Source organism: Neolewinella lacunae (assembly GCF_014349155.1).
GTDB lineage: Bacteria > Bacteroidota > Bacteroidia > Chitinophagales > Saprospiraceae > Neolewinella > Neolewinella lacunae.
In genome coordinates, this window is record NZ_JACSIT010000066.1 from 1 (window position 1) to 12,724 (window position 12,724).

Sequence of the window (12,724 nt, forward strand, 5' to 3'; positions counted from 1 at the left end):
GCCACGGGCCTGAACGCCCTGCTGCAGAACACGCCGAACCCGGTACGCGGTGAGACGGTGATCCGCTACGAGCTGGCCGTTGCCGGTGCAGCGACGCTGACGGTACAGGATGCCGCTGGCCGCCTGCTGCTGACGCGCAAGCTGGAGGCTACGGCTGGCCGCAACCAGGTGACGCTGACGGCAGCGGAACTGGGCGCGGCGGGTGTACTGACGTACACGCTGACGGCCGGCGACTTTACCGCTACCCGTAAGATGGTGGTGGTTCGGTAGGACCAAATAGGCATTGCCCTGATGGGCGACAAGTTTAGTCGGGTTTACAGCCGCGACAGTACAGGCCCCGCTGCTCCCTGGTTGGAGTGGTGGGGCTTTTCTCTTTTGGTGGTGGGACCTGCGGTCCTGGTGGTCGGGCTGAAGCCGCGACAATACCTGGTGGGTCGGGCTGGAGCCGCGACAATACCTTTAGCGACCTGCGGTCTTGGGGGGCGGGCTGAAGCCGCGACAATACCTTGGTGGTCGGGCTAAAGCCGCGACAATACCTTTAGCGACCTGCGGGCTTGTGGGTCGGGCTGAAGCCGCGACAATACCTTTAGCGACCTTCGGTCTTGGGGGTCGGGCTGAAGCCGCGACAATACCTTGCTCTCTTTTTCCTTGCACAGCACCTGCGGCCGCGCCCGAAAAAAGGAGATGAGGATTTGTATTTGATGGGATGGAAAAGTTATTCCACGCTATTCAGGAATTTATAAAGATCGTCTTTGGTTCCCAAATCTAATTTTTTGCGTAGTCGGGAGCGGCTGACGTTTACGCTGGAGGCCAGAACGTTCATTAATTCGGCAATTTCGCGGGTGCTTAAACCTGATTTCAGGTAAACGCAAAGTCTTAAATCGTAATGGGTTAATTCCGGGAAGCGCTCGCTGAGGCGATTGAGAAAATCCTGGTGTAGTTCCTCCATTTGCAGGCTGAAGCTATTGTCTTCGGTTTCTTCGTAGTTATCGAGGACGCGGCTGAGCTGGGTCAACTGAAATTTAATGGCCGGAGTCTGTTGGGTGAGGCTATCGAGTTTTTCCTTCAGAATTTGCAATACCCGGCCTTTTTCGTCACTTTCTTTAGCTTTCCTGGCCAGTTCGATGGTTTTGCCGCGCAACTGTTTTTTGATTTCGGAGAGGGCTTCTTCGAGCTGGGCGTATTTCTTTAGCAAGTTGTTTTTCTCTTCGGCGGCGGCCTGGAGCCGGGCGTTTACTTTATCCCGGACCTGGAGCTGCCGGCTTTGCTCCCGCAGTTTCCTGCTTTGCCACAGATGGTTGAGCCCGAGAAGCAGGAAGAAAACCACCGCGTAGAGCAGGTAAGCCCAGTACGAGGTATGCCACGGTCCTCCTACGGAAAATGAGAAGGTTGCCTCGGAAAGTTGGCCTTCCGGCCCGTTTGCCCGCACGCGCAGGGTGTATGCTCCTGCTGCCAGATTGACGAATTCGGCCTCGGTGGTTTCCGCCCAGTCACTCCACTGGTCCGAAATCGGATCAAGGGTATACTGGTAGCTTACCCGGTCTTGTTGGGGGACGCTAAAGTTAGCCCGGAGGTGATTGAGGTAGTGCGGAATTTCGTCTCCCTCGGCCAGTATTTGCGTAGTGTCGTTATTGAATGCTACAACACGACGAATGGAAAGTGGCGGGATGACGGCGGGTTCCGCCCGGAACTTCCGGTTGATTAAAGCGAAGCCATTATACACCGGAAAAAAACCGTAAACCGAATCCAGTGGAGTGGGGTAGAGGGTTCCCGCCAAGGGGTTTTTAATATGGACGGTCTGGGCTGGCGCGGGTCCTTTGCTGAAGTCCATTTCCGCTTGCTGGAAGGTATAAACGGCCCCGGTGGTAATGGCCTGTATGGCTCCGTCCGTCTTTTGCAGGTGAATTGTTTCGTTATTGAATTGGGCGGCGGGAAAAATTTTCTGTGCCTCGACTCCCAGGTCCTGGTCCAGGCTGGCGCGGAGGAGGCCGTAATTGGGTAAATTGATCCAAAGGGTCTCCGCATCCTCCAGCAAGAGGGCACTGCAGGCTCCCTGGATGGGGGCTATTTTGCGGACATATTGCCATGCACCGTTTATTTTTTCGAATAGGGCGATTCCGTTGTAAGTGCCGGCCAGCAACTGCCCTTCCGCTATTTTCAGGATACCGAGCGTTCCCTCCTGGCTGCCCAACCACTCGAGGGTTTCCCCGTTGAGTTGAAAAAGGCCCCGGTCGTGGCCCCCCAGTACTTTGCCGTCGATAATCCTGAGGTCCCATACCTGCCCTGATGACCCCGCAAGCAGCTTGAATGCAGGAAGGGCAGCGCGGTTATTGAGCATTTCCCAGTCGGCGTAATATAGCCCCTGGTTGGTGCCCAGGTAAAAAATGCCCCCGTGAAGAAGGCCCGTGTGGCCAGTCCCCACCTTGCCTGGGACGTCCAGGAAATACGCCACTCCGCTCCAGAGTTGGACGGAAGAAATGCCAAAGTCCATGCTCAGCCAGAGTTTGCCCTGGGGACTGTAGTGGGCGGCCAGGATGGTATTGTTGAGCAGGCCCTTTTGGCGATTGATGTGCTGGGTGATGTTTCCGGCCAGGTCGCTGATGTAGATGCCATTGAGCACGGTGCCAAAAGCGTAGTGGGTGCCGTCTACGGGGGTGAAGGAAAAGACCTGGTCTTGTTGCAGGTAAGGATTGATGGGGGCATCCACGGCAGTCAATTGCCCGGTGGCAAAACGGAACAGGCCTTGGTTGCGGGTGACGATCAGTAGTCCGTTCCCCGTTTCCTGGACACCCACGATGCGGGGCGTTTGGCCAGACGATGGCGGAAATCGGACTACGGGCTTCAGGCTCAGTCCGTCGAAAGCAAATAAGCCGTCCAATTCGTCGAAGAGATAAATCAGTTCTCCGCTGGCACAACTGCCCGTAAACCGGTGGGGGGCGGCAATTTTGGTGAGTTGCGCTTCGGCGTAGACGTAGATATTGTCAAAGGAAACGAAAACGGGGTAATCTTTGATTTTGTAGGTAGCCCAGAACTCCTCGTTTAAGCCATCGTTGCTGTCGCGGAAAGGATAGAGGGAGGTGAAGGTGAAGCTGCCCTGCGGGGTGCGCTGCCAGCGACCGAAGTCTTTGTCGGAACCCGAGTAAAGCACCGAGTCTGACTCGATCAGCACCGAGCGGGTAAATCCCCTGCTGCCCGAAAAGCGCTGCCACTGCTGCCCGTCGAATTCCAGCAGTCCTTTGTCGGTAGCAAAATAGACCAATCCGTTAGGAGCCGAGGCGATGTCCCAGGCTTTTCCTGCCCGGTCGTAAGTTTCGGGTGGGTAGTGTTGGAGCAGGGGAACGCCCTTGGTAGGAAATTTCTGGCCGCAGCATAAGGCGGCCGCCGCCAGGCAAATCCCCAGAGTCCAGGTCCTTAGTCTTCCCATTGCCCCCCAAGGTAGTCATTCCGCGAAAATGCGTTGGGGCAGCTAGACATACTTGAGTTCTTCGTTTTTGTCCCAGATGCCCCAGTAGGCTCCAACGTCACCTTCGGCGCCCACCTTCCACGACTCGTCGAAGGAAGAAAAATAGAAGAGATCAATTTGTTCTTCGGCCGACCACCGCTGGGCATTGATGAAGTATTTCATGGCATTGAGCTCGGAGGGGTGAGCCCCGTCCAATCCCTTTCCCTGGCTGGGCCAGCCGGTTTCGGTTACGATTACCTTTTTGCCTTTGGCGGCCTTGAGCGCTTGCTGGTACATGTCTTTCATATAGACCAGGGAGTATTCCAGGGCGCAGCCTTCCCAGTAGGGATAGCAGTTGGCCAGGATCAGGTCGCAGGCATCGGCCACCTGGGGATGGTCCCGGAATTCGTAGTAAGCATCGACGTAGCCTACGGGCACCCCGGCTGGTACGGCTGCCCGGACCCGCTGGATGGCGGCCAGGAGCGTTGCCTCATCCAAGTCGTTGCGGTAGAGGACTTCGTTGCCTACGGCCGCGATATCCACCAAGCCTTCCTGGGCCAGTTCGATGAGGCCGGCGATTTCGGCTTCGTTTTTTTCGGCGTCTTTCCCGAGCCAAGCCCCGACCAGCGTTTTGAGGCCCATTTCCCGGGCTATTTTAGGGATCAGTTCATTGCCTTCGGTGCAGGAGAACGAGCGAATCCAGTTGGAGAAAGGCTGGATGATTTTTAGCCTTCGGCGGACTTGCTCTTCGGTGAGCTGGTCGCCCGGCTGCTGTCCTTCCTCATAGGGGCTCATGCAAATACCGTGCATCCCCCTTTCCAACGTGCCCAAAAACTGGTTAGCTATTTCGGTTCGGCTCTGGTCGGTAAAGTCCAGTCCGGAAAGCGCTAATCTGTTGCCTGATTTATACGACATGTTTGCGGAATGTTTAGATTAATTTACCTGCTGTGCCATACTTCAAAACACCGTCCTTATCCCACAGCCCCCAGCGGGAGCCCACGGCTCCTTCCTGCTGTACTTTCCAGATTTCGTCAAAGGAGGAGAAGTAAAAGACTTTAACGTCTTTTTCCCGCGCCCATTCCTGCACGTTGATGAAGTATTTCATGGCATTTTCGGCGGAGGGTTTAGCGGCTGCTACTTCCTGGCCTTCACTGGGCCAGCCCGTCTCGGTAACCATTACCTCCTTATTACCAGCAATGGCCTTTACCAAGTCGTACATGCGCTCGAAGTAGGCCAAAGAGTGGGCAATGTCGGCACCTTCCCAGAATGGATAGCAGTTGATCAATACCACGTCGCAGTATTCGATCAGTTCGGGGTGACTCAGGAACTGGTAGTAGGTATCGACGTAGCCCAGTTGGACGCCGGCGGGGAGCAAAGCCCGGACGCGCTGCAGGTAGGCGATGATTTCGCCTACGGATAATTCGTTCCGCAACAATACTTCGTTGCCTACCGTGGCAATATGCACTACTCCGTCCTGGGCAAGCCCGACCAACGCATTGATCTCTTTTTCATTGCGGACTTTGTCTCTGCTGATCCAGGCCCCGACCACCGTACGCAAGCCTTTTTCCCGGGCGAGTTTCGGAATCAGTTCGTTGCCGCCCGTACAGGAGAAGGAGCGAATGGCGTGGGTAAAGGGCTGTACCGTTTGCAGGCGGTCCAAAATCTGGACCTCGGAGAGCACGTCACTGGGATCCTGACGCTCCAGGTATGGGCTGAAGCACAAGCCGGGAAGCTTATTTTCGAGGGTTTCCGCAAACAATTGCTGCAACTCAGCTTTGGAGGCGCGGCTGAAATCCCGCCCGATTGTGGTGGAGTGAATGCTTTTCCCCGCCAAAGATTCCAGTTTTCCTTTCTGGTACGCTGAAGAAGTGCCCAGGCCCAGTTTTTTCAGGTTAATGGCCTGCCGCACTTCGTTGGCGCGCATCTCCGTCAGGTCGTACTTCCGCATGACGAACAGGGCAATCAACGTACCGGCAATGGGCACGCCCGAAAAGAAAGCTCTTAAACCCGTGATGGATTCTTCGGTATACGACTCCGGGCTGAAGCCCACAAAACTCAGGATGACGCCACTCAATCCACCGGCGATGGCGAAACCGAATTTTACCATCCACCAGTAAATGGCCCCGAAAATTCCTTCCCGGCGCTTCCCGGTGTTTAATTCGTCGAGATCAATGACGTCGGCAGTCATGGACATCATCAAGGTAAACAAACTGCCGATGCCAAAGGAAAAGAACGGAAGGGCAAATAAGAACAGGTAGGGTTTACCCGGTATGAAAAGAAACCAAAGGAGGATGTAGCCGAAGACAGAAATGCCCTGGGCTACCATAAAGGCTTTTTTCTTTCCCATTTTTCTGGACATCCACGCCACCGTCGGGATAACTGCGAAGGTGGTCACCAGCGCCCCAACGCTGCCAAACAGCGTTGGCCACAAGCCCGCCGCCGCCGAGTCTCCGCTGAAGAGGTAGTAAACGACGATGAAAAAGGAGAAGGCTGCTACGGTATTGAAGGCGTTGAAAATGAAGAAGGTAGCGATACACATCCGCCGGAAGGGAACAATCTTGAAGGCCTCTACGAAACCATAGAAAATCTCATTCAGGCTGCCGCCGATGTTTTTAAAATTTAGGGGCGCCAGACTTTCGTCGTTTTTGGTGGATTCGCTCTTGATAAAAATGGCGGGCATCATGGCCAGAATCATGCAGGAAATACCGACCCAAATCGATAGATTTCTGGTGGCTGCATCTGCATTTTCAAACCAGGCGGGATCGTACATAATTACCCAGAACCAGGGCGCGATAACCCAGGCCCACTGCCCGATCCATTGGGCGGTGGCCATGATGCTCGTCCGCTCGTGAAAGTCGTCGCTCATCTCGTAGCCCATGGCCACGTAGGGCACGCTAAAGATGGTCAGGCCGAGGTAGAAGATGAAGGACCAGACGAGGAAGTAGGTGAAATTGTATTCGAGGCTGTTTTCCCGGTACACCTGCCACATGATGATGAAGGAAATACCCATGATGATGGCCCCCAGAAAAACGTACTGGCGGCGGCGGCCCCAAACGGAGCGGGTATTATCGGAGATGAATCCCATGATGGGGTCCGAAAAAGCGTCGAAGATCCGGGGCAGGAAGTAGATCAGGCCCCACATCCAGCCGGGGAAGCCCAGGTCTTGCACCAACACCACCATGAAAATCCCCAGCGCGGCAGGGAACATCTGGTTGGCCAGCATTCCCAGGCCAAAGGCTACTTTTTGGCCGAAAGGGACTTTGCTACTTGCTTTTCCGTCTATGGCAGGAATATCAATTACTTCGTTATTGACTTTAGACATGATCTTAACTTTAAACTGAGTGAGTAGTGAAATACGGGTACAGTGGGGGAGCCTGCCGGTGGTGCCTTTAGCGTTCCTGGAGGGTATCAACCGGTGGAAGCGCTACGCTGGCCAGCAGGCTGGTGGTATCCCCGCCGAATGTTTTAGTGATGGGGTTGCCGTCGCGGGTCAGGCCCGCAAAAACGCCGGCGTCAACCAGTGGCCAGAGGGCGTGTTTGGCCTGCCCGCGGAGGTTGATCAATCCGAAGTGGTTCTCGGAACCCCCGGGGTTTTGGGCGTCTTTCCAAGGCTCATCAAAGGCTTCAAAGTAGAAGCAGGCGATGTTTTTTTCGTCTGTCCAACTGCGGATATGGTGGTAGAAGAGGCTTTGCTTGTATTCGTCGGTGGCCCGGGAGCCCTCCGCGCCGTACAGGCTGTTGTCGTTGCTGGCCCAGCCGGTTTCGCCAATGTGGATGGGTTTATCCACTCCCAGACTTTGCATATAGTGGGCAACGGAGTCATATTGGCTGATGGCGTAGGCTTTGGCGCGCAACATGGCCGCTTCGATCATGGCTTTTTTGTCTTTTCCCGGCCCCTGCGACCGCGCGCCCCAGAACTGCGGATTGTAGTGCGTATCGTGCATGGGGTAGGTATGCATGGAAATGTAATCCACGGCGTGAATCAGCTTATTGAGGTCCTCTACGTGGTATTCACTGCCGCCACCGCCCCAGGACGCGAAATTATCGGAACTGGTGATCCAGAGGTCTTTGGGTAATTCCCCCTTTTGCTTGAGCGCCTGCAAATGATTTACCCATTTCAGGATCACGCCCGGCTGCACATAATAGCTGGTCGCCCATTTTACCATGGCTTCGTTGCCCACGGCAATAACCTTTACAATGTCGGGATGTTGCTGCGCGAGGGCGACGGCCCGGTCAATTTCCGCAGCATTTCTTTCGCTCTCCGCGTTATGGTCTGGTGGGAGGTCCGTCCAGGCATTTTTACAGTCAATCCAGGCACCCAGCATGACGTACATTTCAAAGCCGGGGTCTTCCTTTTTCAGGGCTTCGATGGCGAGCAAAACATTCGGTGCGTGGGGCAGGTGAACGTTGTAGGTACGAATAATCCGGACGCCCATTGCCGCCAGGATTTTCATATCTTCCTTTAATTGCTGCAGGCTGGGTTGGGTATCCCGCGTCACACTGCGGTAACCTCCGTACGATATGGCGTGATAACCCGGTTTTCCCAGTATTTCGGCAGCGGTGAGGTGGGGTGCTTCCATGGGTGTTTGATTTTCCGAAGAACAGGTGTGTAGCGAACAGAATGCACCGAATATCAGGGCGGCTAAGCGTAGAATACCCATTTTTCGGCAGTTTCCGCTGCGGGTGGCTCCCAGGTACTTCATTCGTTTTGAATTGGCAGTGCAACCAAAATCTCGCGTACCGCTCCGGTGCGTGCAAAGATTTTTTTGCTGGTTTCGGGATCTAATTTCAGGTTGGGATTTTTTTGCAGGGCGCCATCGGCGTATATGATTTCTACCCCGGTATTTTCCGCCCGCCGGTAGGTAATTGGTACCTGGCAGTAAGTGAAACACAGGGCCCCGGCGGGCACATGCTTGCTTTGGGCTTGGCCACTTAGGTCAATATAATCAAATACGCTGCCGGTAGAAAGAAACTCCTGTGCCCGGAGCAAATCGGGCTTGAAATGCAATTCTCCCCCGGCTACTACCAGGCCCAATTCGCCAAAGCGACTGATGATGTCTTCTTTGACTTGCCCGGTCATGCCCGGCTGTTGGGCGCCCTTTCCCTTCGGAGTGTGGGAATAGGGATCGGTGGGGAAAGCACCGTAATGCGCCGGGGATTTATGTACCCCAATCCCTTCGTTAATTGCGTAATAATGGGCTGCCAGCCGCCCGGTAATTTCCTGCGGAGCCCCCGCCGCAATGGCCTGCAGGCAACATTCCTGCACCGCCAGTTGCAATTTCGATACCATATGCCAGTAAATAGACCCCAGGCCTTCGTAACCAAAAAAGGTACCCGAGCGGCCGGTAAATTCCCGGTGATTAAACACTTCCTCGAAAATGCCCAGGACCTGCTTTTTATTTTCTGGCGTCAGGCTGTCATAACGGCCCGGATCGATGGCGTTCAGGGCTTTACTGACGTCGCCGCTGTTTTTAAAATTGCCGTTAAAGTGGAATGCTCCCGTGACGTCTTCGGTAATAATGCGCGTATCTTTTTGCTGCAACATTTCCCGCAGCAGGGGGGATGCTTTCAGCGCGGCCGCAGGTACCGTGTTTTTCCTTAAAAAGCCGGGGAGGTCTTTATCGGGGTAGAGGATATAGCTGTTTTGGTCTTTCCGGTAAAGCGAGCTGTTTTTCAGCGCGTCCAGCACTTCCAGGCAGTCGGCCGGGGCCAGTACCCCAGCACTTAAAACCGCCACCTGCCCCTCCAGCATTTCGCTCAAATGACCGACGGAAAGCCCTGCCGCATCAATACCGACCAGGTTGTAGGCGTGGTACAAGCCGTCGGCACGTTTATTCGCCCGGATGCTGTGGTCGATGAAGGCCAGGCTGGTGTGCAGCAGTTGGCGAATGTCCTTGCTCAGGATGAGTTGGGTGTTGCCGCTGAATCCTTGCGCGTAAATCCGCTGGCGAAAAGCGTGGGCAGCCGTTCCCAGGGCGTCCAGCATTTGCTTGCGGCTCCGGTCGTCCAGGCCCGCGCTGAGCAAGGAGGTATGCGCCTGGAAGCCCGCAAAAATGCCGTCGAAAAGCCCTTTTAACTCCTCGGAAATGGCCATTTCCTGTTCCGCCCCGTGGTCCAGCACCTGATCAAAAAAGACAATGAAACGGCGCAGGTAATAGAGCGTCACCATGGAGACGCCGTTGCCCACCAGGGCATTGTTGGCGTCGTTCCATTCGGGGCGCTGGGTATTCATCCAAATGCCGCCTTCGGGGATGAAATTGGCGAGTTTTGCCAGCAGGGTAGCCAGTAATTTTTCCAGAAATCCTACGCGGTGGATACTCCCCGTTCGGTCGCGCAGCAGGGCACCGTCGGCCCCCATTTGCTCTTTTCTGGCGTGAATCTCCCGGTCCAGCGCCGCGTCAAAGTCAATGGTGTCTTTGGGGTTGTCCAGGATGGCTTCGTAGGATTTAATGCGGTAGGGTACGTTGGCGTAAACGAAGAAGGATTTGCCAAAGAGATCAGCCACACTGCCCGGCTGGTGTTTTTCGAGCAATTCCAGCAGCTTCAGTAGATAGATGATCTGGTGGTCGCCCCAGTAGCCGATGTAAGACCAGGGATCATCGGGCTCGATGGTCTCCCAGTCGAAGCCGTCTTTGGTAACCCGGTAGGGGTTGTAGCCATCGAAGGTACTGGCGTTGACGAATTTAAAAATCATCCCCCGCAGGAAATCGGGGTAACTGTGGGCGAGCGCTTCCCAGTTCTGGAAAATATCGCGCCAGTTGCCCTCGTAATCCAGGATTTTGCTCCCATCGGACTCGTTATGGGTGTTAATCGAGAAGCGGTTCCACGGCCGGCTGGGATCCCCGTGCCGGCGGCTGAATTTCAGGGGCAGATATTCCAGACAGAGGCGCTGAAAATCGGGGTCGGGAGTGGCTTCGGCCAGCGCCGTGAGCTCGTGCAGGGAGCATTTTTCGGGAAGCTGCTGCAAGACTTCTCTTTGGTTTTTGCTGACCTGGTGATTGGCCTTGGCCAGGTAATTCAGGAGGTCCTGCCGTTCAATGTTGTAATTGTCGTCAAAAATCCCTCCGCGCATAATGTTGAACAGCACGTTGGCGAAGTGGCGCGTATCCCGCAGCGGATCGGCGGTACACTGCAGGGCATCGGCCGCCGCGCAGAGGGCCAGAAGGTTTTGGGTGCCCAGGTCGGTTTCCCTGGCAACCTCCGCCGCCAATGGCTCGGGTTCGGTTAGCAATTGGATCAATCGGGCCAGCGCCGCGTGGTCCTGGTTGACGTTCGCGCCAATGGTCCACGTCCGCGTAGCCTGAGCGGGCAGGACCAGGGTAGCGTGCACGAAATAGGCACCTTTTTCTCCTTTTACGTCGGTTTCCGGAGTAATTCCCTCGCCCCGCCGGAAATTGCCCAGTTGGCGGGCGGAGAGCAGGTGGCCGCGGGCATCCAGCCCCAGAGACCAGACTACGTTGGCTTTCAGCGCTTCGCTGGGCTCGGCTTTGTCCACGATGATGGCGCTGAGTGCGTAAATACCAAGGCCGGTTGCCGCGTGGAGTTCACTTCTTTTGTAGGCATCCACCAAATTGCTGGTGCGGTTTTGCAAATCACTGGGGACGCCGGCGGGAAGGATGTTTTGCAAGCCGTCCAATAATTCCACGGAAATTTCTTCTGCCGAATCATTTTTTAAGGTGGCCGTACGAATGAAGCCGAACTGGTTGGAAGAACTCCACTGGTATTGGAAGGACAGCTGAAAATCGTGGTTGATTTCCTCGAAAATTATTTTATTGCCATAAATGCTCTTGTAAAGGTTACGGCTGGTGCGAAAGCGGCCTTCCCCGCGGATGGAAAAGGGCTCCCAGGTGCCCCGGTCAGCACCATTTACGCGGATCCGGAAAATGGATTTACTGCCCGTAATTTCTGCCGATTCGGTAATTTTATCGTCGGTGTAATAGGGGAATAAGGCGTATTCTGCATTTTTCCTGCCGGCAGAAATACCCCCGTTGCTGGCCACAAACATCCAGTGGTTGCCGTCACTGACGACGCTCATGAAAAATGGACGAAACGTATCCACATTTGAGATCTTATAAAAATGCTCATTGTTCCACTCAATTCGCTGGAGATCTTCCATGAAATTTTATTTTATTTTAAGGCATAAAACAACACTACGGAACGGCGTTCGCGCGCTTGGCTTATTGCGTAGTATCAGTTTGCTAATGCACTGGCGTTCAGCTTTTTCCGCCTTCTTTGCCCGTCCTGGCCGCGGGGGCATCTATTCGCCTATTCGCTTTATTCGGAGTGCGCGGCCGCAGGTGCCAGGGAAGGGATAAGGAGCAACGGAGGCATTCCCTTCGCTCCCTCAACTTACCCGGCACCTGCGTCCGCGCCCTTGGTAATATATCCTTGCGAAAAGAAGTATCCAGCGCAGGGATAATTTAAGCCGCGATTAATTGGTGCGCTCCGATACGCGCACGTAGTCGATGACCATGGGCTGCGGGAAGGGCGTCTGGCTGGTAGGGAAACCGACGTAATTTCCGCCCACGGCAACGTTGAGGATCATAAAGAAGGGCTGGTTGTATACCCACTCTCCCGGAACGTCTTTTTTCTCGATGCGCTGGTAAAGGAAATCGTCTACGAAGTAGTCGATATAATCCTGGCCCCACTCAATGGCAAATACGTGGTATTCGCTGTCGAAGCGGCCATTTTCCAGGGCAAAATCGGAAGTGATGGCATTGCCTCCCGAGTAGCCAGGGCCGTGGAGGCTGCCGGCAATTTTATCGGGGATTTGCCCGCGCAATTCCATGACGTCAATCTCGCCGCACTGGGGCCAGGTGACTTCATCGATGTTGGCCCCCAGCAACCAGAACGCCGGCCACAGGCCCGGTCCGTAGGGCGTTTTCATCCGCGCTTCGAAGCGCCCGTAGGCCTGCTCGAAAATGCCCTGGGTTTTGATGCGCGCCGAGGTAAAAGAATTGCCGTTTCGGCGGGCGGTAATCTGCAGGTTGCCGTTACCGTCGAGGGACACGTTTTCGGGATTGCTCGTGTAGGACTGCAATTCCGCGTTGCCCCAGCCATTGTCGCCCGTGCCGAGGTCGTAGGTCCATTTTCCGGGGTCGGGGAGTTGGCCAGCGGCACCGTCGAATTCATCGCTCCAGACTACGCGCCAGGTACGCTCTTCCAGGTTTTGGGTTTGGTCCGCTTCGCAGCTGCTCAGGCCAAGGGCCAGGCTGGTCATCACTACCAGAAGGAGGAGGTAAAACCCGCGGATCGTTTTATTGGATAGTTTCATGCTGAAAT

Annotated in this window: 7 protein-coding genes; 1 reads left to right on the top strand and 6 read right to left on the bottom strand. The window is 55.1% G+C overall.

Annotated features, from left to right (window positions below; genetic code table 11):
• Nucleotides 1-270, top strand: a 270-nt coding sequence (locus H9S92_RS04275; protein WP_187465481.1) for a T9SS type A sorting domain-containing protein, incomplete at its 5' end; no start/stop codon positions are given.
• A gap of 445 nt (nt 271-715) precedes the next feature.
• On the opposite strand, the gene H9S92_RS04280 is transcribed toward H9S92_RS04275, so the two are convergent.
• The 6 genes from H9S92_RS04280 to H9S92_RS04305 form a co-directional block, all read right to left on the bottom strand.
• Nucleotides 716-3,424: a helix-turn-helix and ligand-binding sensor domain-containing protein gene (locus H9S92_RS04280; protein ID WP_187465482.1), complete on the bottom strand. Its 2,709-nt coding sequence runs from the start codon at nt 3,422-3,424 to the stop codon at nt 716-718.
• Nucleotides 3,425-3,466: 42 nt separating this feature from the next.
• Nucleotides 3,467-4,357 carry a glycoside hydrolase family 17 protein gene (locus H9S92_RS04285; RefSeq protein WP_187465483.1) on the bottom strand — a complete coding sequence of 297 codons (891 nt, stop codon included), beginning with the start codon at nt 4,355-4,357 and terminating at the stop codon, nt 3,467-3,469.
• A 13-nt stretch (nt 4,358-4,370) separates the two neighbouring features.
• Nucleotides 4,371-6,764 carry an MFS transporter gene (locus H9S92_RS22180; RefSeq protein WP_187465484.1) on the bottom strand — a complete coding sequence of 798 codons (2,394 nt, stop codon included), beginning with the start codon at nt 6,762-6,764 and terminating at the stop codon, nt 4,371-4,373.
• A gap of 67 nt (nt 6,765-6,831) precedes the next feature.
• Nucleotides 6,832-8,022: a glycoside hydrolase family 17 protein gene (locus H9S92_RS04295; protein ID WP_187465485.1), complete on the bottom strand. Its 1,191-nt coding sequence runs from the start codon at nt 8,020-8,022 to the stop codon at nt 6,832-6,834.
• Between the two features lie 119 nt (nt 8,023-8,141).
• Entirely contained in the window at nt 8,142-11,558 is a 3,417-nt protein-coding gene (locus tag H9S92_RS04300) for a hypothetical protein (protein ID WP_187465486.1), read from the bottom strand.
• Nucleotides 11,559-11,873: 315 nt separating this feature from the next.
• Complete coding sequence (locus H9S92_RS04305; RefSeq protein WP_187465487.1) at nt 11,874-12,716, bottom strand: glycoside hydrolase family 16 protein; 843 nt, start codon at nt 12,714-12,716, stop codon at nt 11,874-11,876.
• Between the last annotated feature and the right edge of the window lie 8 nt (nt 12,717-12,724).